Genomic DNA, 21,815 nt, shown 5'->3' with positions numbered 1-21,815 from the left:
CAGACAACCCCGATGACAAACCCACGCCCCCGATTTCTTCGCACCGGCCTCGCCACACTGTTCCTCGCCGCGGCGGCCTCGTGCGCGGTTGCCGCCGATCCCACCGGCGCTGCCGCATGGCCCACCAAGCCGATCACCCTCATCGTGCCCTTCGTGGCCGGCGGCACCACCGACATCGTGGCGCGCACCGTGGGCCAGAAGCTGTCGGAGTCGCTCAAGCAGCCGGTGATCATCGACAACCGCGGCGGCGCGGGCGGCACCGTGGGCGCGGGCATCGCGGCCAAGGCCCCGGCTGACGGCCACACGCTGTTCCTGGCGACCATCGCGCATGCGATCGCGCCGGGACTCTACAAACGCCTGCCCTACGACTTCCAGCGCGACTTCGAGCCGGTGGCGCTGGTCGCCTCCACGCCCAACGTGCTGATCGTCAACGAGAAGGTGCCCGCGAAGACGGTCGCCGAACTCGTGGCCTACATCAAGGCCCATCCGGGCAAGGTCAACTTCGGCTCGGCGGGCAACGGCAGCACCGAGCACATCTCGGGCGAGCTGTTCCGATCGATGACCGGGACCGACATCACGCACGTGCCCTACAAGGGCGGCGCGCCGATGATGGCCGACCTGATGGGCGGGCAGATCCAGATGGCCATCGAGACCAGCCCCTCGGCCTCCCCGCACATTCGCGCGGGCAAGGTCCGGGCGCTGGCGGTCACCACCCGGTCGCGTTCGCCCGCCTACCCCGGCGTGCCCACGCTCGACGAGGCCGGCCTCAAGGGCTACGACATGACCACCTGGTTCGCGCTCATGGCGCCGCACGGCACGCCCCCCGCGCTGGTGCAGCGCCTGAATGCCGAGGTGGCCCGCGCGCTGGCGCAACCCGACGTGGCGAAGCGCTTCGAAGAACAGGGCGTGACGGCCGGACACATGACGCCGCAGGAACTTGCCGCCTTCGTCGGCAGCGAGACCACCAAGTGGGTGAAGGTGGCAAAGGAGTCGGGCGCCACGGCGGAGTGAACCCCGCACGGCGCGCCGCCGTGCACCGCCGAAGAAGGCCCGCGGGCGACGCGGACACCCGCCGAACCCCGTCGGCCGGCGTTGTCTGCAGAATAGAGCGCCATGCACGTTCGAATTCCGGCCTTGACGGGCTCCGCCTCCGTTCTCCTGTCCCTCGCGCTTTTTCTTCCCCCCGCTTGCGCCGCACCCGCCACGCCCGCCCCGCCGCCTGTCGCGGCGGACCCGGCGAACACGGCGCTGACGCCCGAAGCCCGCATCGACGCGCTCATCGCGCGCATGACGCCGCAGGAAAAGGCCGGCCAGCTCAGCCTGTACGGCCCCGCCGAGATCGACACCCCCAACAACCCGCAGGCCGGCTGGCGCAACGCGCAGCAGGAAACCGCCGACGTGCGTGCCGGCCGCCTCACGGGTCTGTTCAACAATGCGGGCCTCGAAGGCAAGCGACGGCTGCAGCAGATTGCGGTGAACGAAACGCGCCTGGGCATTCCGCTGATCTTCGGCGCGGACGTGATCCACGGCTTTCGCACCATGTTCCCGATGCCGCTGGCCGAGGCCTCCAGCTGGGAGCCCGCGCTGGCCGAGCGCACCGCGCGCGCGGCGGCGGTCGAGGCCACGGCCGACGGCTTCCGCTGGACCTTCGCGCCCATGGTCGACATCGCACGCGACGCGCGCTGGGGCCGCGGCCTTGAAGGCGTGGGCGAAGACGTGTACCTGGCGAAGCAGTTCGCCGCGGCGCGCGTGCGCGGCTTCCAGGGCCCCGACCTGTCGCGGCCCGACGCGATGCTGGCCACGCCCAAGCACTTCGCGGCCTACGGCGCGGCCGAGGGCGGCCTGGACTACAACGTGAGCGACATCTCCGAGCGCACCCTGCGCGAGGTGTACCTGCCGCCGTTCCGCGCGGCGCTGGACGCGGGCGCGCTGTCGGTCATGAGCGCCTTCAACGAAATCGGCGGCGTGCCCTCCACCGCCAACCCCGCGCTGCTCACCGGCGTGCTGCGCGACGAGTGGAAGTTCAAGGGCTTCGTGGTGTCCGACTACACGGCCGACGAAGAGCTGGTGGAGCACGGCTACGCCGCCAACCCGCGCGAAGCCGCCAAGCAGGCCTTCATGGCCGGCACCGACGTGAGCATGCAAAGCGGCCTGTACATGCGCTACCTGCCCGACCTCGTGGCCTCGGGCGAAGTGCCGATGGCGCGGCTCGACGAGGCGGTGCGCCGCGTGCTGGGCGTGAAGATGAAGCTGGGCCTGTTCGACGACCCCATGCAGGGCCTGGACGGCCCGCCCGCGGCGCAGCGTGCCGAGAACCCCGCCTTCATCGAACTGGCGCGGGAGAGCGCGCGCCGCTCCATCGTCATGCTCAAGAACGACCGCATGCTGCTGCCGCTGCCCAAGGCCGGCACGAAGATCGCGCTGGTCGGCCCCTTCGCCGAAGGCACCATCGACCTGATGGGCGCCTGGAGCCTGTTCCCGGGCCAGTCGGCGCCGGTGGGCATCGACCAGGGCCTGCGCAACGCGCTGGGCGCAGACTCGTCGGTGACGGTGGTGCGCGGCTCGGGCATCGAGAGCGCGCTGCCCGGCGGCATCGATGCGGCAGTGGCCGCCGCGCGAAATGCCGACGTGGTGCTGCTGGCCGTCGGCGAGAGCCAGCAGATGTCGGGCGAGGCGCGCTCGCGCAGCGACATCGGCCTGCCGCAGGCGCAGCAGGACCTGGCCGAGGCCGTGGCCGCCACCGGCAAGCCGGTGGTCGTGCTGCTGAGCAACGGCCGCGCCATGGCGCTGAAGGGCGCGGTGCGCAATGCGCGCGCCATCCTGGTCACTTGGTTCCTGGGCGTGCAGACCGGCAACGCCATTGCCGACGTGGTGTTCGGCGACTTCAATCCCTCGGGCCGCCTGCCTGTGAGCTTTCCGCAGACAGCGGGCCAGGTGCCCTACTACTACGGCCACAAGCGCACCGGCCGCCCCTCGCCCGAGAACGCGCCCGACACGGCCTTCAAGGCGCGCTACGTGGACACGACGAACGCGGCGCTCTACCCCTTCGGCTTCGGCCTGGGCTATGCCCCGGTGCGCTACGACGGCGTCGAGCTCAGCCAGGAACGCATGACCCTGTCGGACACCCTGCGCGTGCGCGCCACCGTCACCAACACCGGCCAGCGCGAGGCCGAGGAAGTGGTGCAGCTCTACATCGCCGAGCGCGCCGCGAGCGTGACGCGGCCGGTGCGCGAGCTGAAGGGCTTTCGCAAGGTGACCGTCGCGCCGGGCGCTTCGGCGCAGGTCGAGTTCACGCTCGCGGCCGGCGACCTGGCCTTCATCGGCCGCGACATGAAGCCTGTGGTCGAGCCCGGCGAGTTCGACGTGTGGGTGGCGCCCTCGGCCGCGGGCGGCATCCGCAAGCGCTTCGTGCTGACGCGCGACTGAGCAGCGAAGGCGGCGCGGCCGCGCGGGCTCACTCGCCGCTGGTGCTCGCGGGCAGGTTCCCCGACGCCACGGGCGGCTGCACCTGCGACTCGAGCACCTCCGTCGGACGCATGCTGTTGTTCGCACGGACGGCCTCGGCCTGCACCTGCGCGCGGTCCATGCCCGACACGGGCGTGGCCACCTGCGATTCGAGCACCTCGGTCGAATGCATGCTGTTGTTCGCGCGCAGGGCGTCGGCGGCGACCGCGTCGCGCGACATCGTCGAATGCGATGCCTGCGGATAGTCGGGATCGGCAAAACCGTTGGCATGCGCGAACGAGGCGAGCACCAGCGCCGGCACGGCGGCGATGCACAGGGTTGCGGTACGGACTCTCATGGTTGTCTCCTTGAGTGATTGCGGTGTTTTCACTCTAGGACGTTGCTCTTACCGGCCTGTGAGAGGCAGCTTAGGCGCGGGTGACGGGCCACTTAGGCGCACGTGAGAGGGTGCGCCGCCGCACAGGGCGCATACTGGCCCACCCTCGCTTCACCGAGGTCTCGCACGCGAGACCCCACCCCCCTCGATGCCGGGCTACCTCCTCAAGCTGGAACGCATCGCCATCGCGGGTGCCGACGACCTCGTCATCCGGTCGCTGCTCGACCGCCAGCAGTTCTCCGACCCCTTGGGCACGGCTGCCGCGCAGGGGATCTCTTCCGCGTCGTGGCCGATGTTCGGGCTGCTGTGGCCCTCGGGCGCGCAACTGGCCGCGCGCATGGCGGCGCACCCCGTGGTGCGGGGCGCGCGCGTGCTCGAGATCGGCTGCGGCCTCGCGCTCGCCAGCCTGGTCGGCCACCGGCGCGGCAACGACATGACCGCGAGCGACTGCCACCCGCTCACCGCGGGCTTCCTGCTGGAGAATCTGCGCCTGAACGCCCTGCCGCCCATGAAGTACCGCCGCGGGCACTGGGGCATGCAGGAGACCGGCCTCGACGGCGATGTGCACGGCCTGTTCGACCTTGTCATCGGCAGCGACCTGCTGTACGAGCGCGACGCCCGGGGCCTGCTCGCCGCCTTCATCGGCCGCCACACCAGCCCCGCCGCCGAGGTATGGATCGTCGACCCCGACCGGGGCAACCGGCCGGCCTTCAACCGGCAGATGGCCGACGAAGGCTTCGGCATGCGCGAGCAGCGGCTGGACCAGCTCGCGACCGTGGACCGGCGGGCGTACAAAGGGCGGCTGCTGACGTACCGGCGCACGGACGCCTGAACGCCTGAACCTTCAGTGCCCGCGCGGGCTTCAGTCGAGCCCGTGGAACACGCTGTCGTCCGGCCCGATGTGCGAGGGCGGCGTCCATGCGGCGTCGCGCATCGAGCGGCTCACGAGCTTGTCCACGCCCAGCAGCGTGGCGAAGATCGCCATGCGCACCGGAATGCCGTTGTCGGTCTGGCGGAAGATGGCCAGGCGCGGGTCGTTGTTGAGGTCCACGCTGAGGTCGTGCGAACCGGGACGGCCGTCACGCGGCAGCGGATGCATCACAACCACTTCGGGCTTGCACGCCGACTCGACCAGCGCATGGTTGATCTCGAAGGCGTTGTCGAAACCTTCCAGCACCTCGTCGTGCGCGAAGCGCTCTTTCTGGATGCGCGTGGCATAGATGATGTCCGCGCCGGCCAGGGCCTTCGCGGGCGTGGCCGCGGTCTCGATCACGTGCCCGTTGCGGCTCGCGGCCTCGACGATCTCCGCGGGCATGGCCAGCGACGGCGGCGAGATCAGCGTGAACTTCAGCCCGCGGTACAGCGACAGCAGCTTGATGAGCGAGTGCACGGTGCGCCCGTATTTCAGGTCGCCGATCATCGCGATGTGCGCGCCGTCGACCAGCTTGCCCAGCCGCGAGAACTCGCGCTGGATGGTGTACAGGTCGAGCAGCGCCTGGCTCGGGTGCTCGCCCGGCCCGTCGCCGCCGTTGATGACCGGCACATGGGTGGCGCGCGCGAACTCGGCCACCGAGCCCTGCTCCGGGTGCCGCACCACGATCGCGTCGACGTAGCCGCTGATGACGCGGCTGGTGTCGTAGATCGACTCGCCCTTGGCCATCGACGAGAAGGTGAAGCCCGTGGTGTCGCACACCGAGCCGCCCAGCCGGCAGAACGCCGCGCCGAAGCTCACGCGGGTGCGCGTGCTGGCCTCGAAGAACAGGTTGGCCAGCACGGCGCCTTCGAGCACGCGGCTGACCTTGCGGCGGCGCGCGATCGGCTGCATGACGTCGGCCAGCTGGAACAGCTCGTCGATGGCGTCGCGGTTGAACTGGCTGACCGACAGCAGGTGGTGCCCGCCGTCGACGGCCGTGGCCTTGCGCAAGGCGCCTTCATGTGCGCTTTGCGTATATTCGGCGCGCCGACCGTCGGAGGCCAGGATTTCGCCCACGAAGCGCCGCGCGACTTCGGGCATGGCCCTGAATTCATTGGATTCGTCGGGCAGCAGCCAGGCGTCCAATGCCCTTCTTCGGCTGCCGATGCGCTCTGCGAAGGCATCGCGCGTCATGTTGAGTTGACGCATCGCGTCGCGAAGGAGCACCTGTTGCGGCATGTTCATGGGCCGCAAATATATACTCAATGCGTATATTTTGAAAGTGCCGACGAAAAAAGTTGCTTCCCTTCGCTGCGCAGCAGCGTCACCAGCCGCCGTGCCGCCGGCGACAGGTAGCCCTCCTTGCGGTAGGTGACGCCGAGGTGGCGCCGCAGCGTGGTTTCTTTCAACGGCACCTCGCGCAGCGTGCCCTCGCGCCCGGCCGCGGCCAGCGTGTGGCGCGACAGGAAGCTCAGCAGGTCGCTGCGCGAGATGAGCCGCGGCAGCAACGGGATCGAGTTGGCGTTGACCTGCACCGTGGGCAGCGGCAGCCCGCGGGACTGGAAGGCCGCGTCGAGCCACTGGCGGCTGGGAATCGGGTCCGCCGGAAGCACCCAGCGCCACTGCAACAGCGACTTCATGCCGATCTTCGGAAGGTCGAACACCGGGTGCTGCGGGCTGGCCGCCACCACCACCACGTCCTCGACGATGGAGTGCGTGACGAAGGCCGGGTCGTGCTCGGGCATCAGGCCGATCAACAGGTCGATGGCGCCTTCGCGCAGCCGCTCGCGCAGCGCCATGCTGGGCGCGACGGTGATGTCGATGCGGGTGTCGCCGGCCTCGGCCAGCAGAAGGCTGCAGACCTCGGGCAGCACATGGTCGGCGGCGATGGGCCCGCTGCCGATGCGCACGTGGCCCGCGTTGCCCTTGGCGAAATCGCTCACCTCGCGCAGCGCCTCCTCGGTGGCGCCGCGCAGCAGCCGCGCGCGCGCCAGCAACACCTCGCCCACGGCGGTCAACTGGATGCCGCGCCCCTTGCGCTCGAACAGCGCGCTGCCGAAGGCCTCCTCCAGCCGCTGCACGGCCTTGGTGAGCGCGGGCTGCGTGCGGCCGAGCTTGTCGGCGGCCTGCCCCAGGTGGCCCAGGTCGGCCACCACCTCGAAGTACTTCAGGTCGCGCAACTGAATGTCCATTCATAGCTCCAAGGAATCGTTGGATGAACATTATCGATTGGACGGAATGAATGGCGGTTTCCACAATCTGCGCCACACCGCACATCGAACCACAGCAGGAGACCCATGAAACCCACCGTCCTGGTGACGGCGCCGCAGCTTGCGAAAGCCGGCGCCGACCTGCTCGCCGAAGCAGGCGCCCGTGTCATCTACATCACGAATGCCGACAGCGCCGAGGAAGTCGAGCAGCGCATGGCGAGCGAGCCCATCGACGCGGTCATCTCGCGCACCGTGCAGCTCTCCGCCAAGGCCATCGCGTCCTGCCCCACGCTGAAAGTGATTTCCAAGCACGGCGTGGGCGTGAGCAACATCGCCGTCGATGCGGCCACCGCGCGCGGCATTCCCGTCTACGTCACGCCCGGTGCCAACGCGCAGTCTGTCGCGGAAATGACGCTGGGCCTGATGCTCGCCGCCGCCCGCCGCATCGGCTGGATGGACCGCGAGCTGCACGAAGGCCGCTGGTCGCGCGCGCAGGACGGCGTGGAACTGCAAGGCCGGATGCTGGGCCTGGTCGGCTTCGGTCAGGTCGGCCAGCGCGTGGCGCGCGTGGGCCTTGCGCTCGGCATGAACGTGGCCGCGTTCGACCCCGCCGTCGGCGACGGCCCGAGTGCTGTCGCCGGTGTGCGCATGCTGCCCTCGCTCGATGCGCTGCTGCCGCTGAGCGACGTGCTGAGCCTGCATGTGCCGCTCAACAGGCACACGCGCGGGATGCTCGGCGCGGCGCAGTTCGCGGCGCTGCCGCGCGGCGCGATCGTCATCAACACGGCGCGCGGTGAAGTGATCGACGAGCCCGCGCTCATCGACGCGCTGCAAAGCGGCCAGCTGCACGCGGCCGGCCTCGACACGATGGCCGATGAACCCCTGCCCGCCCACAGCCCGCTGGCCGCCCTGGCCAACGTGGTGCTCACGCCGCACGTCGGCGGCTCCACGCCCGCCGCGCTCGCGGGCATGGCCAGCGGTGCCGCCCGCAACGTGCTGGGCTGGCTGCAGGGCCGCCCGGCAGATCCTTCGGCCTGCGTGAACCCGCAGGTCCTTTCCTCTGGCGACCGTCTTCATCCCTCTCACGGAGTCCATGCATGACCACCCTCCTTCCATGGCCGCCCGGCTACCGCATCAACCCGCGCGCCGCCGGCCCCGAGGCCGCCGTCGTCGACGCCTTCCGCACCCTGCCCGTGGCCGCCATCGGCGACGCGATGAGCCGCAACGTGGGCACCGTCGGCTTGCGTCAATACCACGCGCGGCTCGACACGGTGCTGTGCGGCCCGGCCGTCACCGTGCGCGTGCGGCCCGGCGACAACCTGATGATCCACAAGGCGCTGATGATGGTCGAGCCGGGCGACGTGCTCGTGATCGACGGCGGCGGCGACCTCACGCAGGCCCTGGTCGGCGGGCTGATGCGCACCACCTGCATCGCCCGCGGGCTCGGCGGCCTGGTCATCGACGGCGCGGTGCGCGACCTGTGCGAGTGGGCCGAGGAAGGCATGCCGATCTTCGCGCGCGGCCACACCCACCGCGGCCCGAGCAAGGACGGCCCGGGCGAGGTGAACGTGCCCATCTCGTGCGCGGGCCTGGTCGTGCTGCCGGGCGACCTGGTGGTGGGCGACGCCGACGGCGTCATCGCCGTGCCGGCCGCGGAGGCCGCCAGCGTGCTCGAGAAGACGCGCGCGCACCTCGCCAAGGAAGAAAAGATCCGCGAGACCAACCGCGCCGGCACGGCCGACCCCGAGCGCTTCGACGCCGTGCTGCGCGCCAAGGGCCTTCCCGTCTGAACAGCGGCGCCGCGAGCACTCGAAAAAACCAAGGAGACAAGGCATGAACCGAAGAGACTTTCTGCAGGCCACCACCCTCGCCGCGCTGGCGCAGGCCGCCGGCATGGCGCACGCGCAGAACGGCTGGCCACAAAGGCCCGTGCGCCTGGTCGTGCCGTTCACGCCCGGCGGGGGCACCGACGCCACCTCGCGCCTGATCGCGGAGCGGCTCACGGTGCTGGAGCGCTGGAGCGTGATCATCGACAACAAACCCGGCGCCGCCGGCAACATCGGCCTCGACGCGGTGGCGAAGGCCGCGCCCGACGGCTACACGATCGGCATGGGGCAGACATCGAACCTCACGATCAACCCCTGGCTCTATTCGAAGATGCCCTTCGAGGCGCTGAAGGACTTCTCGCCCATCGCCGAAGTGGCCGCGCAGCCCGTGGTGCTCTCGGTGCGCGCGGATTCGCCGATGCGCACGCTGGCCGACTTCATCGCGGCGGCCAAGGCCAGGCCGGGTGAGTTCAGCATCGCCCAGGCCGGCAACGGCACGGTGGGCCACCTGGCCGGCGAGATGCTCGCGCGCCGTGCGGGCATCAAGGTGCTGCAGGTGCCCTACAAGGGCGCGGGCCCGGCCATGACCGACCTGCTCGGCGGCCAGATCGGCCTGTACTTCGGCAGCAGCGTGTCGGTGATGCCGCAGCTCACGGGCGGCAAGGTGCGCGCGCTGGCCGTCACTTCGGCACGGCGCCTGCCCGCGCTGCCGAACGTGCCCACCGTGGCGGAACAGGGTTTCGCCGGCTTCGAGGCAATGACCTGGGTCGGCCTGGTCGGGCCGGCGGGACTGCCCGCAGAGGTGGTCGCGCGCATCAACGCCGCAGTGGTCAAGGTGGTCGCCCGCAAGGACGTGCAGGACAAGCTCGCGCTGGAAGGCAGCGTGCCCGCCACCGGCACGCCGCAGCAGTTCGACGCCTACATCCGCGCCGAGCACGCCAAGTGGGGCGCGCTGATCCGCGAAGCCGGCATCAAGCTGGACTGAGCCGCATGGACAGGATCGACTGCGTCGTGGTCGGCGCCGGCGTGGTGGGCCCCGCCATCGCGATCGCTCGCGATGGCGGGGCGGTGACGGCAACGGACTTCGGCATCGAGTCGCCCGGGCTGGGCGCATCGCTTGCACCGGGCGCGCATGAAAAAACGGGCCCGAAGGCCCGTTCCTTTGCAGCACCCGAAGGTGCCGTGGCTGTGGCTTACAGGCCGGCCTGGCGCGTGAACGACACGTTGGGCTTCTTGTAGGCTTGCGGCACTTCGTCGCGGTAGAAAGCGCGGCGATCGAGGCTGGCGAGCGGGTCGTGCGCCTTGGCGACGGCTTCGGCTTGCACGGTCGCGCGGTTGGCGGTCGACGTGAAGGCTTGGGCGCCAGCGGAGGAGGCATCGCTGTACGTGTTGCCGGCGCGTGCGGCGGCAGCGGCTTGCGGTGCGACTTCGGCGCGGGTGACCGAAGAGTTCACGACGTGCACGCCGTCGTAGGTTTCTGCGTGGGCTCCGGCGGCAGCCAGGAGCGAGAGAGCAGCAGCGGCGAGGATCTTCGAGGCATTCATTTCAATCTCCTTCAGGTGTGGGTTGGTGAAGGGAAGTTTGATCCTGAAGCGCCCCAAAAAACGACTGCAAAAGGAACCGCGGCGTTCACAGGATTGAAACAATGGCGGGCTTGAAATTGAGCAGGTCAAGAGGGATTGCCCCAGCGTTTCCCAATGAAACAGCTGGGCCAGGAAGACACGAACCGTGGGCGCACGACACGGGTGAACACATTTCAAGCAGGAATGACACACCTCAGTGACTGATCATCCAGGGCCGCCTCGAAGGCGCCGACTTGGCGCCGCTGGGCGCCGTCACCGTGGCGCCGCGCTTCGAAGAAGTGCTGCAGCAGCCGCACCCCGCCGGGTGCTTGAAGCGCGCGTAGTCGCGCGAACTGCCCGGCTCGTGCCGCGCGCGCTCGTTGGTTTCCATGGCGCGGCGCGTGCCGGAGGCCATGAGCGCGAGCCGCGGCGCGGCGCACAGCACGCGCGGCGCGGCGCAGCCGCAATCGGGGCACGCGGCCGGCTCGTCGCGCAGGCCCGAAGGGCGCAGCGCCTCGAAGCCGCCGCACTGCCCGCAGGCGTAGTCGTAGGTGGGCATGCCGTGGCGTCCTTGTTCAGCGCAGGTCGTGCGACAGCGGCAGGTCGACGCTGCCGTCGAGCATCTTCACAGGGCCCAGCGCGTTGGGGTTGATGTCGAAGTCGAAGATGCCCGTGGGCAGCCACAGCGTGGCGCACGAGTTGGGCACGTCGACCACGCCGCTGATGTGGCCCTGCACCGGTGCCGTGCCCAGGATGGAATAGGCCTGCGCGCCCGAGTAGCCGAACTTCTTCAGGTACTCGATGGCGTTCAGGCAGGCCTGGCGGTAGGCCACGTTCACGTCCAGGTAGTGCTGCTTGCCGCTTTCGTCGACCGAGATGCCTTCGAAGATCAGGTAGTCGTTGTATTGCGGCGTGATCGGGCTGGGCTTGAAGATCGGGTTCTTGATGCCGTACTTGGCCATGCCGCCCTTGATGAGCGTGACCTTCATGTGCACCCAGCCGGCCATCTCGATGGCGCCGCAGAAGGTGATTTCGCCGTCGCCCTGGCTGAAGTGCAGGTCGCCCACGCTCAGGCCCGCGCCGTCCACATACACGGGAAAGAACACCTTGGCACCGCGCGACAGGTCCTTGATGTCGCAGTTGCCACCGTGCTCGCGCGGCGGCACGGTGCGCGCGCCTTCGGCCGCAGCCTTGGCCCTGGCATCGCCGGTCATCTTGCCCATGTGGGCAGTGCCTGCGAACGGCGGGTTGGCCAGGCCGGGCACGCGGTCCGGGTCGGTGGCGATGAGCTTGCCTTCGCGTTCGTTCCACATGTCGAGCATGGGCTTGTCGGGCAGGCAGCCGATGAGGCCGGGGTGGATCAGGCCCGCGAAGTTGACGCGCGGAATGTGGCGCGAGCTGGTGAACATGCCCTTGAAGTCCCAGATCGACTTCTGCGCTTCGGGAAAGTGGTCGGTCAGAAAACCGCCGCCGTTCTGCTTGGAGAAAAATCCGTTGAAGCCCCAGAGGCTGTCCTGCTTGGCGCCGATGTCCAGCAGGTCGACCACCAGCAGGTCGCCGGGCTCGGCACCCTTCACGCCCACCGGGCCCGAGAGGTAGTGCACGGTGCTCAGGTCGATGTCGCGCACGTCGTCGGCGCTGTCGTTGTTCTTGATGAAACCGCCGGTCCAGTCGAAGGTCTCGAGGATGAAGTCGTCGCCCGGGTTCACCCAGCAGGCCATCGGAATGTCCGGATGCCAGCGGTTGTGGATGTTCTCGTTCTCGGTGGGCGGCTTGGTCAGGTCGACCTTGATCAGCGTGTCCGTCATTTGCAGTGGCTCCTGGGGTTGTGGGTCAAACAGAGAGGTAGGCTTTGATGTGATCGACGTCGGTCTTGTCGCGCGCGGTCTCGTGCACGAGGCGCCCGCCCTCGATCACGAACAGCCGGTCGGCCACCTCCATCGCGAAGCTGAGCACCTGCTCGGACACGACGATGGTGATGCCGCGCAGCTTGCGGATTTCGTTGAGCGCCTTGGCGATGTCCTTGATGATCGACGGCTGGATGCCTTCGGTGGGCTCGTCGAGCAGCAGCACCTTGGGGTCGGTGACGAGGGCGCGCGCAATGGCAAGCTGCTGTTGCTGGCCGCCCGAGAGGTTGCCGCCCTTGCGGTTCTTCATGTCCCACAGCACGGGAAAGAGCGCGTAGATTTCTTCGGGAATGCGCCGTGTCTTCGAGTTCTCCAGGCCGGTCTGGATGTTCTCTTCCACCGTCAGCGTCGGAAAGATCATCCGGCCCTGCGGCACGTAGGCGATGCCCTTGGCCACGCGCCTGAAACTCTCGTCGCGCGACACGTCCTGCCCCGCCACTTCGATGCGCCCACTCTTCAAAGGCAGGATGCCCATGAGGCTCTTGAACAGCGTGGTCTTGCCCATGCCGTTGCGCCCCATGATGGCGATGGTTTCGTTGGCATGGCCCTCGAAAGAAAGGCTGTGCAGGGCCTCGCTCTGGCCGTAGGCGACGTGCAGGTCTTCGACCTTCAGCAAGATGTTGCTCATGGTTCAGTGCCCCAGATAAACGTCGATGACCTTGGGATCCGCCTGCACCTTCTCCATCGGTCCTTCGGCGAGGATCTTCCCCTGGTGCATCACGGTGACCTTGTGCGCGATCTGCTTCACGAACGCCATGTCGTGTTCGATGACGATCACCGCGCGGTTCTGGCAAATGCGCTTGAGCAGGTCGGCCGTGAGTTCGCGCTCGCGCGCGCTCATGCCGGCGATGGGTTCGTCGAGCATCAGCAACTCGGGCTCCTGCATCAGCAGCATGCCGATTTCCAGCCACTGCTTCTGGCCATGGCTCAACAGGCCGGCCTCGGTGTCCAGGCGGTCGGCCAGCCCGATCTCCTGCGCGATGGACTTCACCTTGGCCTTGACCTCGTCGTCGCACTTGAAGGCCAGCGCACCGAACACCGAGCGGCCCTTGGGGAAGGACACCTCCAGGTTCTGGAACACGCTGAGGTTCTCGTAGATCGACGGCGTCTGGAACTTGCGCCCGATGCCCAGCCGCACGCGCTTGTGCTCGGCCATTTTCGTGAGCTCTGTGTTCTTGAACTTGATGCTGCCGGCGCTGGCGCGGGTCTTGCCGCAGATCAGGTCGAGCAGCGTGGTCTTGCCGGCGCCGTTGGGCCCGATGATCACGCGCAGCTCGTTCTTGTCGATGTACAGCGTCAGGTCGTCGATGGCCTTGAAGCCGTCGAAGGACACGGTAAGGTCTTCCACCGCGAGGGCGAAGTCTGTGTTGCTCATGAGAGTGCTCCGGGTTCAGGCGCGTTGACTGCCGACGCCTTCGGGCAAGGTCGGCTCGAGGGATGCCGCAGTCGGCGCAACAGGGGTCGCGGGGGCGACCGGCGGCTTCACCGACGCCTCGCGCAACGCCTGCCGCCGCGACTTCCACCAGGGGCGGATCTTTTCTTCCCACACGCCCGCCAGGCCCATCGGGAAGGCCATCGTCACGCCGATGAAAAGGCCCGCCATCAAGAAGAGCCACAGGTCCGGAAAGCTCTCCGAAAACAGCGTCTTGCCCGCGTTCACCAGCAGCGCGCCGTACACCGCGCCCACCAGGCTCATGCGCCCGCCCACGGCGCAGAAGATCACCATCTCGATCGAAGGAACGATGCCCACGAAGCTCGGCGACATGAAGCCCACCTGCAGCGCGAACATCGCGCCGCCGATGCCCGAGAGCCCGGCCGCCAGGCAGAAGGTGAACACCTTGAAGTTGGCCACGTCGTAGCCCGAGAAGCGCACGCGGTCTTCCTTGTCGCGCATGGCCAGCAGCAGCGTGCCCAGCTTGCTGGTCTGTATCCAGCGGCACAGCAGGATGCTCAGCACCAGGAGACCCACGCAGACGTAGTACAGGATGTACTTGGCGCTGTCGGTGCGGGTGTCCCAGCCCAGCAGGGTCTTCAGGTCCGTCATCCCATTGACCCCGCCCGTATATCCCTGCTGGCCGATGATGAGCACCGTGCAGATGAGCGCCACCGCCTGCGTGATGATCGCGAAGTACACGCCGCCCACGCGGCGCTTGAACATCGCGAAGCTCACGAGCCAGGCCAGTGCCATCGGTGCCAGCACCACCAGCGCCAGGCTCAGCGGCAGGCTCTTGAAAGGCAGCCACAGCGCGGGCAGCTCGGTGATCTGGTTCCAGTCCATGAAATCCGGAATGCCGGGCGTGGACTGGATCCTGGTGGTGACCGGGTCGGAGGCTTCGAGCTTCAGGAACATCGCCATCGCATAGCCGCCGATGCCGAAGAACACGCCCTGCCCCAGGCTCAGCACGCCGCCGTAGCCCCACACCATGACGAGCCCCACCGCCACGAAGGCGTAGGTGAGGTACTTGCCCACGAGGTTCAGGCGGAAGATGTCGAGCGAGAGCGGCAGCACGACCGCCAGCAGCAGCACCAGCAGCAGCAGGCTGCCGAGCTGGTAGCGCAGGATCGAGGCCTTGATGAAATTCATCGGAACGTTCTCCAGAAGGGAATCGGGTTCATCAACGGCGCACCTTGACGGCGAACAGGCCTTGGGGGCGCATCATCAAAATCAGCACGATCAAGGAAAGCGTCAGCACCTTGGCCATCGAGCCGGTCATGAAGAACTCCGAGATCGACTGCGTCTGCGCAATGCCGAAGGCCGAGACCACGGTGCCCAGCAGGCTGGCCGCACCGCCGAAGGTGACGACCAGGAAGGCGTCGACGATGTAGAGCGAGCCCGAGGTCGGTCCGGTCGAGCCGATGGTGGTGAAGGCCGCGCCCGCCATGCCGGCAATGCCGCAGCCGATGGCGAAGGTCAGGCGGTCGGTCTTCTTCGTGTCGATGCCGGTGGCGTTGGCCATGGTGCGGTTGGCCACGGTGGCGCGCACCCGCAAACCCCAGCGGCTCTTGTGCAGCGCGATGAGCACGCCGGCCGTGACCAGCGCGGTGAGAGCGAGCACGAAGAGGCCGTTGATCGGAATGTCCAGGCCCTCGTGCGGCGTCCACGAGCCCATGATCCATTCGGGCAGCGTGGGGCTCACTTCCTTCGGGCCGATGAAGGTGCGAAACACCTGCTGCAGGCCCAGGCTCACGCCCCAGGTGGCGAGCAGCGTGTCGAGCGGGCGCTTGTAGAGGTGGCGAATCAGCAGCCACTCCACGATCCAGCCGACGATGAAGGCGAACACGAAGGCCAGGCCGATGGCGATCGGAAAGTAATACGGCATGAACGCGGGCGCCATCGTTTCGGTGACGCGCGCGGCCAGGTAGATCGAATAGGCGCCGATGGTCATGAACTCGCCATGCGCCATGTTGATGACGCCCATCTGGCCGAAGATGATCGCCAGGCCCAGCCCCATGAGCAGCAGCACCGCGAAGAGGCTCAGCCCCGCGAAGCCCTGCATGAGGCCGATGTTCATCATGTCCGACAGAGTCATGGCGAAGATTCCAGGTGTTGGGTATTGCTCCTTCCCCTTCCGGGGGAAGGTTGGGATGGGGGCGCGCAGAGCGTGCCCAGTGGTGACGCCGCTTGCCCCCACCCCAGCCCTCCCCCGGGAGGGGAGGGAGCAAGGCAGGGGGAAGGCCGCTGCTTACTGGTAGCCCTTGGGAAACGGATCGGGCTTGATCAACTCAGCCGACTCCGCCACCACCTTGAACGACCCATCGAGCTGCCCCTGCCCGATGCGCGCCTTGCTCCACAAGTGATGGTTCGCATCCAGCTTCACGTAGCCCTCGGGCGCCGTCTTCAGCTCGATGCCCGGCGAGCTGGCCACCACCTTGTCCACGTCGAAGCTGCCTGCTTTCTCGACGGCCGCCTTCCACAGCCACGGCCCGAGATACCCCGCCTGCGTCACGTCGCCGATCACCGCGTCCTTGCCGTACTTGGCCTTGAACGCAGCAACGAACTTCTTGTTGTTCTCGTTGTCCAGCGACTGGAAGTACTTCATCGACGAGTAGAAGCCCGCGAAGTTCTCGCCGCCCACGCCGGTCATTTCGTCTTCGGTCACGGCCAGCGTCAGCAGGAACTGCTTGTCGCCGGTGATGCCCGCGGCCTTGAGCTGCTTGTAGAAGGCCACGTTCGAGCCGCCCACCACGGCCGCGAAGATGCAGTCGGGCTTGGCCACCTTGATCTTGTTGATCAGCGAGTTGAAGTTGGTGTGGCCCAGCGGGTAGTACTCCTCGCCCTTGACCGAACCCTTCTGGAAGTTCTCGATGTGCTTGCGCGCGATCTTCATCGAGGTGCGCGGCCAGATGTAGTCGGAGCCCACCAGGAAGAAGGTCTTGGCCTTCTTCTCCTTCGCGCCCCAGTCCAGGCCCCAGATGATCTGCTGCGTGGCCTCTTGCCCGGTGTAGATCACGTTCTTGCTCTGCTCCAGGCCTTCGTAGAAGGTGGGGTAGTACAGCAGGCCGTTTTCTTTCTCGAACACCGGCAGCACGGCCTTGCGCGAGGCGCTGGTCCAGCAGCCGAACACCGCGGCGCAGTGGTCGTTGACCAGCAGCTTCTTCGACTTCTCGGCGAACGTGGGCCAGTCGGAGGCGCCGTCTTCCTTGATGACCTTGATCTTGCGGCCCAGGATGCCGCCCATGGCGTTGATCTGGTCGATGGCAAGCTGCTCGGCCTGGATGGAGCCGGTCTCCGAAATGGCCATGGTGCCGGTGGACGAATGCAGCTGGCCGACCGTGACTTCGGTGTCGGTCACCGCGAGCTTGGTGGTGTTGACCTTGGCCGTGGGGAACTGCCCCTGGCCGAAGCTCAGGCCGCTCAGGCCCATGACGGGCAGCGCGGCGACGCCCTGCAGCAGGCGGCGGCGGCGCAAAGCCAGGGCATCGAGAGAAAGATCGGAATCACGCGACATCAGGAAACTCCAGCAGGTTGAAGAAAGTGGGTGGGCTGCGCACCATCGAAGTGCGCTGCACGGTGCCGCTAGCACCATGGCCGGTACTTTAGAAATCACCCGCCGCGAAGCGAATACGTCATTCAACGTAGCGGCGCGCACCCGCCCTGCCCGCAGACTCGCGAGCCAGGCCACGGGGGCCATGAAGACGGGGAGCGCTTCTTGCTGTACCTGCCTCATGCCACCGCCGCCGCGAGAACCCACCATGCCACCCGCCTCCATTTCTGTGTCCGGGCAGAAGATCTTTCGCATCCGCCGCGACTACAACGCCTGGGTCGCGAACGAAACGCTGGAGGACTACGCGCTGCGCTACACGCCGCGCAGCTTTCGCAAGTGGTCGGAGTTCCGCGTTGCCAACGCGGCGTTCGGCGCCACCTCGTTCCTGGCGCTGGAGGCCATCGGCGGGGCCATCGCGCTGAGCTACGGTTTTTCGAACGCGCTGTGGGCCATATTGGTGGTGGGGCTCATCACCTTTCTCACGGGCCTGCCGATTTCTTACTACGCGGCGCGCCACGGCGTGGACATGGACCTGCTCACGCGCGGCGCGGGCTTCGGCTACCTGGGCTCCACGCTCACTTCGCTGATCTACGCGAGCTTCACCTTCATCTTCTTCGCGCTGGAGGCCGCCATCCTCGCGCTGGCGCTGCAGATGTATCTCGACTGGCCGCTGTGGCTGCTGTACTTGATGTCGTCGATCGTGATCATTCCGCTGGTAGCGCGCGGCATCACGCTCATCTCGGGGCTGCAGCTGTGGACGCAGCCGATCTGGATCGTGCTGTTCGTCTGCCCCTTCATCGCGGTGCTGGTGAAAAAGCCCGAGCTGTACGCCGACTTCACCAGCCTGGTGGGCCGCACGTCGGACAGCAGCGGCTTCGACCCGCTGATGTTCGGCGCCGCCTCCACCGTGGCCTTCTCGCTGGTGGTGCAGATCGGCGAGCAGGTCGACTACCTGCGCTTCCTGCCCGAGAAGACGGCCGCCAACCGGGGCCGCTGGTGGGCGGCGGTGCTCATCGCCGGGCCGGGCTGGATCGTGCCGGGCATGCTGAAGATGATGGGCGGCGCCTTTCTCGCGTTCCTGGCGCTGCAGCACGAGATCCCGGCCAACCACGCGGTCGAGCCCACGCAGATGTACCTCACGGGCTTTTCGTACGTGCTGCGCGACCCGGCCTGGGTGCTGGGCATCACGGTGCTGTTCGTGGTGGTCTCGCAGATGAAGATCAACCTGACCAACGCCTATGCGGGCTCGCTCGCGTGGTCGAACTTCTTCGCGCGGCTCACGCACAGCCACCCGGGGCGCGTGGTGTGGCTGGTGTTCAACGTGGTCATCGCGATCTTGCTGATGGCGCTGGGCGTGTTCGCGGCGCTGGAGCACGTGCTGGGCTTCTACAGCAACATCGCCATCGCCTGGGTGGGCGCGCTGGTGGCCGACCTGGTCATCAACAAGCCGCTGGGCTGGAGCCCGAAGACCATCGAGTTCAAGCGCGCGCACCTGTACGACATCAACCCTGTGGGGCTGGTCGCGATGCTGGTGGCGGCCGCGCTGGCCATGCTGGCGTACTCCGGCGCGCTGGGGCACTGGGCCCGCGCTTTCTCGCCCTTCATCGCGCTGGCCACGGCCATGGCGGTGTCGCCGCTGCTGGCGTGGAAGACGCGCGGGCGCTACTACCTGGCGCGCACCGACATCGACCGCTGGGCGCCGGGCCAGAGCGTGAAGTGCTCGGTGTGCGACAACAGCTTCGAGTCCGAGGACATGGCGCACTGCCCGGCCTACAGCGCGCCGATCTGCTCGCTGTGCTGCACGCTCGAATCACGTTGCCACGACCGCTGCAAGACCGACTCGCGCGCGGCCGAGCAGATGAGCGGCTGGCTGCAGGCGCTGCTGCCGCCTGCGCTGTCGGCGCGGCTGAACTTTCGGGTGGCGCACTACCTGCTGATCGCCGCCTCGCTCATTGCGCTGCTGGCCACGGTGGTGGGCGTGGTGTACGCGCAGGAGGCGCTCGCGGGCACCAGCGACTCGACCATGGCCACGGCCTTCCTGAAGGTGTTCGCGCTGCTGTCGGTGGTGGCCGCGGTGGCCGCCTGGTGGGTGGTGCTGGGCAGCGAGAGCCGGCAGATGGCGCAGGAGGAATCGAATCGCCACAACAACCTGCTGGCGCTGGAGATCGAGGCGCACCGCCGCACCGACGCGGCCCTGCAGACCGCCAAGGAAGCCGCCGAGGCCGCCAACCAGGCCAAGACGCGCTACGTGGCCGGCATGACGCACGAGCTGCGCACGCCGCTCAACAGCATCCTGGGCTACTCGCAGATTTTGCTGAAGGGCGATGCGGCGTCGCCGCCACGCGAGGCGGTGCAAACCATCCACCGCAGCGGCGAGCACATGCTGGGGCTGATCGACGGGCTGCTCGACCTGGCGCGCATCGAGGCCGGCCGGCTGCAGCTGGAGCCCGCGCCGCTGGCGTTGCCGGCCTTTCTGGACCAGCTGGTGCACATGGTGCGCCCGCAGGCCGAGAACAAGGGCCTGGCCTTCGTCTACACGCATGCGGGCCGGCTGCCGCCATGGGTGCATGCCGACGCCAAGTGGCTGCGCCAGGTGCTCATCAACCTGCTGACCAACGCGGTGCGCTTCACCGACAGCGGCACCGTCACGCTGCATGTGGATGCGCGGCGCGAGGTGCTGCGCTTCGACGTGGTCGACACCGGCATCGGCGTGGCGCCGCAGGACCACCAGCGCATCTTCCTGCCCTTCGAGCGCGGTGCGGCGGGCCGGCGGCGCGGCGAGCCGGGCACGGGGCTGGGCCTGACCATCACCGGCCTGCTGACCTCGCTGATGGGCGGCGAGCTGAAACTGGCCGCCACCTCGTCGCAGGGCAGCACCTTCAGCGTGCGCGTGTACCTGCGCGCGGTGTCCGACCCCGGCCCGCAGGCCAAGGGCGTCAATTTTCGGCAACCCGTGTCGGGCTACGTGGGCGCGCGGCACACGCTGCTGGTGGTCGACGACCAGCCGGTGCAGCGCCAGATGCTGGCCGGCATGCTCGCGCCGCTGGGCTTTGCCGTGCGCGAGGCCGCCAGCGGCACCGAGTGCCTGGACAGCCTGCGCGAAGCGCTGCCCTCGGCCATCCTGCTCGACCTGACGATGGACGACATGGACGGCTGGCAGACCGCCACGTCGGTGCGCGCCGCGGGCTTCAAGGACATTCCGATCGTCATCGTCTCGGCCAACATGTTCGAGAACCAGCCCGAGCGGCTGCGGGCCGCCGGTTGCCAGGCCTTCGTGGGCAAGCCGGTGATCGAGTCGGAGCTCATCGCCACGCTGGAGCGGCACCTGGGCATCGAATGGCTCTCGGCCGCCGACGCCTTGCCGCACGCCACCGACGAAGCGGCAACGCAGCGCCCGGCGCAGCTCGCGCTGTCGGAAGACGACCGCGCCGAGCTCATGCGCCTGGTGCAGATGGGCCATGTGCGCGGCCTGCACACCGCGCTCGACCGGCTGGCCGCGCAGTCGCCCACGGCGGCGGCCACCTGCACCTGGCTGCGCGGCATGGTCGCGCGCTTCGAACTCGACACCCTTCGCAACGCACTGGCCGAAGATGCAGACACCCCCCTCGCTCCCTTCTGAACCCGAAGGCCCGCAGGCCGAGCGCCCGGTGGTGCTGGTGGTGGACGACGCCCCCAGCAGCCTGGGCATGCTGTGCGACACGCTGGAGGCCAGCGGCTACACCGTGCTGGTGGCCGCCGATGGCGAGGCCGCGTTGCAGCGGCTGGAGCTGGTGGTGCCCGACGCGATATTGCTCGACGGGTTGATGCCCGGCCTCTCGGGCTTCGAGACCTGCCGGCGCATCAAGGCCAACCCGGCGCTGGCGCACATTCCGGTGCTGTTCATGACGGGCCTGTCGGAAACCGCGCACGTGGTCGAGGGCTTCGAGTGCGGCGGTGTCGACTACGTGGTCAAGCCCATCCGCGCGCAGGAAGTGCTGGCCCGGCTGCACACGCATGCGCGCAACGCCCGCATCACGCGCATGGCGCGCGACGCGGTCGACGTGGCCGGCATGGGCGTGGTGTTCGTCGACACGCGCGGGCGCATCGCCTGGCGCTCGCCGCAGGCCGCGCTGTGGCTGCATGCGCTGGAAGACCCGGTGGCGCCGGGGCGGCTGCCCGCCTCGCTGGAGCCGGCGCTCGTGGCGGGCGCGTCCATCGCCATCGGCACCGCCACGGGCATGCGCCTGTCGGTGCGCAACCTGGGCGCCGCGGCGCTGGGCGAGACGATGCTGCTGTTCGCCATGCAGCGCGACGGCCCGGGCGGCGCGTCGTCGGCGCGGCTGGCCGATGCGGCCCTGACGCCGCGCGAGACCGAGGTGCTCTCCTGGCTCGCCAAGGGCAAGACCAACCGCGACATCGGCGAGATCCTGGGCACCAGCCCGCGCACCGTGAACAAGCACCTGGAGCACATCTTCGAGAAGCTGGGGGTGGAGACGCGCGCGGCGGCGGCGGCACTGGCCAGCGGTATGTAACCCCTGCGGGGTAACTGCCCCTGGCCCTGCGGGGTAACTGCCCCCGGGGGTCATGGCTAT

The 21,815-nt window shown here is 68.3% G+C and carries 20 protein-coding genes; 9 read left to right on the top strand and 11 right to left on the bottom strand.

Translation table 11 applies throughout. From position 1 onward, the window contains the following. Positions 1 to 12: 12 nt before the first annotated feature. The gene (locus ACSFA5_RS09685; RefSeq protein WP_435443798.1) at positions 13 to 1,011 is read left to right on the top strand and encodes a tripartite tricarboxylate transporter substrate binding protein; all 999 of its coding nucleotides are present in this window, start codon (positions 13 to 15) and stop codon (positions 1,009 to 1,011) included. Positions 1,012 to 1,113: 102 nt separating this feature from the next. Next, positions 1,114 to 3,426 (top strand): glycoside hydrolase family 3 N-terminal domain-containing protein, encoded by a 2,313-nt coding sequence (locus ACSFA5_RS09680; RefSeq protein WP_435443797.1) that lies wholly within the window; start codon positions 1,114 to 1,116, stop codon positions 3,424 to 3,426. A gap of 28 nt (positions 3,427 to 3,454) precedes the next feature. Here ACSFA5_RS09680 and ACSFA5_RS09675 read toward each other — a convergent pair whose 3' ends face one another. After that, positions 3,455 to 3,802, bottom strand: a complete 348-nt coding sequence (locus ACSFA5_RS09675; RefSeq protein WP_435443796.1) for a hypothetical protein — start codon at positions 3,800 to 3,802, stop codon at positions 3,455 to 3,457. Between the two features lie 187 nt (positions 3,803 to 3,989). On the opposite strand from ACSFA5_RS09675, the gene ACSFA5_RS09670 reads away from it, so the two are divergent. Continuing rightward, entirely contained in the window at positions 3,990 to 4,673 is a 684-nt protein-coding gene (locus ACSFA5_RS09670) for a class I SAM-dependent methyltransferase (RefSeq protein ID WP_435443795.1), read from the top strand. Positions 4,674 to 4,703: 30 nt separating this feature from the next. On the opposite strand, the gene ACSFA5_RS09665 is transcribed toward ACSFA5_RS09670, so the two are convergent. Both ACSFA5_RS09665 and ACSFA5_RS09660 read right to left on the bottom strand, forming a co-directional pair. Continuing rightward, positions 4,704 to 5,999 (bottom strand): aspartate carbamoyltransferase, encoded by a 1,296-nt coding sequence (locus tag ACSFA5_RS09665; protein ID WP_435443794.1) that lies wholly within the window; start codon positions 5,997 to 5,999, stop codon positions 4,704 to 4,706. A 17-nt stretch (positions 6,000 to 6,016) separates the two neighbouring features. Further along, on the bottom strand, positions 6,017 to 6,946 hold the full coding sequence (locus tag ACSFA5_RS09660; RefSeq protein ID WP_435443793.1) for a LysR family transcriptional regulator: 930 nt from the start codon (positions 6,944 to 6,946) through the stop codon (positions 6,017 to 6,019). Between the two features lie 105 nt (positions 6,947 to 7,051). Here ACSFA5_RS09660 and ACSFA5_RS09655 point away from each other — a divergent pair, with 105 nt between their 5' ends. The 4 genes from ACSFA5_RS09655 to ACSFA5_RS09640 are packed head-to-tail and all read left to right on the top strand — an operon-like array spanning position 7,052 to position 10,029. Next, positions 7,052 to 8,065: a hydroxyacid dehydrogenase gene (locus tag ACSFA5_RS09655; RefSeq protein ID WP_435443792.1), complete on the top strand. Its 1,014-nt coding sequence runs from the start codon at positions 7,052 to 7,054 to the stop codon at positions 8,063 to 8,065. Then, positions 8,062 to 8,754: an RraA family protein gene (locus ACSFA5_RS09650; RefSeq protein WP_435443791.1), complete on the top strand. Its 693-nt coding sequence runs from the start codon at positions 8,062 to 8,064 to the stop codon at positions 8,752 to 8,754. The genes ACSFA5_RS09655 and ACSFA5_RS09650 overlap by 4 nt, the downstream gene beginning before the upstream one ends. A 43-nt stretch (positions 8,755 to 8,797) precedes the next feature. Beyond that, positions 8,798 to 9,775 (top strand): Bug family tripartite tricarboxylate transporter substrate binding protein, encoded by a 978-nt coding sequence (locus ACSFA5_RS09645; protein WP_435443790.1) that lies wholly within the window; start codon positions 8,798 to 8,800, stop codon positions 9,773 to 9,775. 5 nt (positions 9,776 to 9,780) lie between these two features. After that, positions 9,781 to 10,029 carry a hypothetical protein gene (locus tag ACSFA5_RS09640; RefSeq protein ID WP_435443789.1) on the top strand — a complete coding sequence of 83 codons (249 nt, stop codon included), beginning with the start codon at positions 9,781 to 9,783 and terminating at the stop codon, positions 10,027 to 10,029. Here the strand turns inward: ACSFA5_RS09640 and ACSFA5_RS09635 are convergent. From ACSFA5_RS09635 to urtA, 8 genes are all read right to left on the bottom strand, one after another. Continuing rightward, positions 9,984 to 10,334: an alpha/beta hydrolase gene (locus ACSFA5_RS09635; protein WP_435443788.1), complete on the bottom strand. Its 351-nt coding sequence runs from the start codon at positions 10,332 to 10,334 to the stop codon at positions 9,984 to 9,986. The genes ACSFA5_RS09640 and ACSFA5_RS09635 overlap by 46 nt on opposite strands. A gap of 232 nt (positions 10,335 to 10,566) precedes the next feature. Continuing rightward, the gene (locus ACSFA5_RS09630) at positions 10,567 to 10,911 is read right to left on the bottom strand and encodes a zinc ribbon domain-containing protein (protein WP_435443787.1); all 345 of its coding nucleotides are present in this window, start codon (positions 10,909 to 10,911) and stop codon (positions 10,567 to 10,569) included. A gap of 16 nt (positions 10,912 to 10,927) precedes the next feature. Continuing rightward, positions 10,928 to 12,160, bottom strand: coding sequence for a formamidase (fmdA, locus tag ACSFA5_RS09625; RefSeq protein WP_435443786.1), 1,233 nt, complete (start codon positions 12,158 to 12,160; stop codon positions 10,928 to 10,930). A 25-nt stretch (positions 12,161 to 12,185) separates the two neighbouring features. Beyond that, positions 12,186 to 12,875 (bottom strand): urea ABC transporter ATP-binding subunit UrtE, encoded by a 690-nt coding sequence (urtE, locus tag ACSFA5_RS09620; protein WP_435444088.1) that lies wholly within the window; start codon positions 12,873 to 12,875, stop codon positions 12,186 to 12,188. Positions 12,876 to 12,890: 15 nt separating this feature from the next. Beyond that, on the bottom strand, positions 12,891 to 13,634 hold the full coding sequence (urtD, locus tag ACSFA5_RS09615) for an urea ABC transporter ATP-binding protein UrtD (RefSeq protein ID WP_435443785.1): 744 nt from the start codon (positions 13,632 to 13,634) through the stop codon (positions 12,891 to 12,893). A 15-nt stretch (positions 13,635 to 13,649) separates the two neighbouring features. Continuing rightward, the gene (gene urtC / locus ACSFA5_RS09610; RefSeq protein ID WP_435443784.1) at positions 13,650 to 14,843 is read right to left on the bottom strand and encodes an urea ABC transporter permease subunit UrtC; all 1,194 of its coding nucleotides are present in this window, start codon (positions 14,841 to 14,843) and stop codon (positions 13,650 to 13,652) included. A 31-nt stretch (positions 14,844 to 14,874) separates the two neighbouring features. Beyond that, positions 14,875 to 15,789, bottom strand: coding sequence for an urea ABC transporter permease subunit UrtB (urtB, locus tag ACSFA5_RS09605; protein WP_435443783.1), 915 nt, complete (start codon positions 15,787 to 15,789; stop codon positions 14,875 to 14,877). Between the two features lie 153 nt (positions 15,790 to 15,942). Continuing rightward, a complete protein-coding gene (gene urtA / locus ACSFA5_RS09600; protein ID WP_435443782.1) occupies positions 15,943 to 17,208 on the bottom strand; it encodes an urea ABC transporter substrate-binding protein in 1,266 nt (421 codons plus the stop codon). 217 nt (positions 17,209 to 17,425) lie between these two features. On the opposite strand from urtA, the gene ACSFA5_RS09595 reads away from it, so the two are divergent. Together ACSFA5_RS09595 and ACSFA5_RS09590 are read left to right on the top strand one after the other, a co-directional pair. Beyond that, the gene (locus ACSFA5_RS09595; protein WP_435443781.1) at positions 17,426 to 20,863 is read left to right on the top strand and encodes a hybrid sensor histidine kinase/response regulator; all 3,438 of its coding nucleotides are present in this window, start codon (positions 17,426 to 17,428) and stop codon (positions 20,861 to 20,863) included. After that, entirely contained in the window at positions 20,835 to 21,755 is a 921-nt protein-coding gene (locus ACSFA5_RS09590; protein ID WP_435443780.1) for a response regulator, read from the top strand. The genes ACSFA5_RS09595 and ACSFA5_RS09590 overlap by 29 nt, the downstream gene beginning before the upstream one ends. The last annotated feature ends 60 nt before the right edge of the window (positions 21,756 to 21,815 follow it).

Source organism: Variovorax monticola (genome assembly GCF_051216855.1).
Classification (GTDB): Bacteria; Pseudomonadota; Gammaproteobacteria; order Burkholderiales; family Burkholderiaceae_C; genus Variovorax.
This window is presented reverse-complemented; position numbering and strand designations above follow the sequence as displayed.

Coding starts and splice junctions, on each gene's coding strand:
- ACSFA5_RS09685 (WP_435443798.1), top strand. CDS start 13: ATGACAAACCCACGCCCCCGATTTCTTCGCACCGGCCTCGCCACACTG.
- ACSFA5_RS09680 (WP_435443797.1), top strand. CDS start 1,114: ATGCACGTTCGAATTCCGGCCTTGACGGGCTCCGCCTCCGTTCTCCTG.
- ACSFA5_RS09675 (WP_435443796.1), bottom strand. CDS start 3,802: ATGAGAGTCCGTACCGCAACCCTGTGCATCGCCGCCGTGCCGGCGCTG.
- ACSFA5_RS09670 (WP_435443795.1), top strand. CDS start 3,990: ATGCCGGGCTACCTCCTCAAGCTGGAACGCATCGCCATCGCGGGTGCC.
- ACSFA5_RS09665 (WP_435443794.1), bottom strand. CDS start 5,999: ATGAACATGCCGCAACAGGTGCTCCTTCGCGACGCGATGCGTCAACTC.
- ACSFA5_RS09660 (WP_435443793.1), bottom strand. CDS start 6,946: ATGGACATTCAGTTGCGCGACCTGAAGTACTTCGAGGTGGTGGCCGAC.
- ACSFA5_RS09655 (WP_435443792.1), top strand. CDS start 7,052: ATGAAACCCACCGTCCTGGTGACGGCGCCGCAGCTTGCGAAAGCCGGC.
- ACSFA5_RS09650 (WP_435443791.1), top strand. CDS start 8,062: ATGACCACCCTCCTTCCATGGCCGCCCGGCTACCGCATCAACCCGCGC.
- ACSFA5_RS09645 (WP_435443790.1), top strand. CDS start 8,798: ATGAACCGAAGAGACTTTCTGCAGGCCACCACCCTCGCCGCGCTGGCG.
- ACSFA5_RS09640 (WP_435443789.1), top strand. CDS start 9,781: ATGGACAGGATCGACTGCGTCGTGGTCGGCGCCGGCGTGGTGGGCCCC.
- ACSFA5_RS09635 (WP_435443788.1), bottom strand. CDS start 10,334: ATGAATGCCTCGAAGATCCTCGCCGCTGCTGCTCTCTCGCTCCTGGCT.
- ACSFA5_RS09630 (WP_435443787.1), bottom strand. CDS start 10,911: ATGCCCACCTACGACTACGCCTGCGGGCAGTGCGGCGGCTTCGAGGCG.
- fmdA (WP_435443786.1), bottom strand. CDS start 12,160: ATGACGGACACGCTGATCAAGGTCGACCTGACCAAGCCGCCCACCGAG.
- urtD (WP_435443785.1), bottom strand. CDS start 13,634: ATGAGCAACACAGACTTCGCCCTCGCGGTGGAAGACCTTACCGTGTCC.
- urtC (WP_435443784.1), bottom strand. CDS start 14,843: ATGAATTTCATCAAGGCCTCGATCCTGCGCTACCAGCTCGGCAGCCTG.
- urtB (WP_435443783.1), bottom strand. CDS start 15,789: ATGACTCTGTCGGACATGATGAACATCGGCCTCATGCAGGGCTTCGCG.
- urtA (WP_435443782.1), bottom strand. CDS start 17,208: ATGTCGCGTGATTCCGATCTTTCTCTCGATGCCCTGGCTTTGCGCCGC.
- ACSFA5_RS09595 (WP_435443781.1), top strand. CDS start 17,426: ATGCCACCGCCGCCGCGAGAACCCACCATGCCACCCGCCTCCATTTCT.
- ACSFA5_RS09590 (WP_435443780.1), top strand. CDS start 20,835: ATGCAGACACCCCCCTCGCTCCCTTCTGAACCCGAAGGCCCGCAGGCC.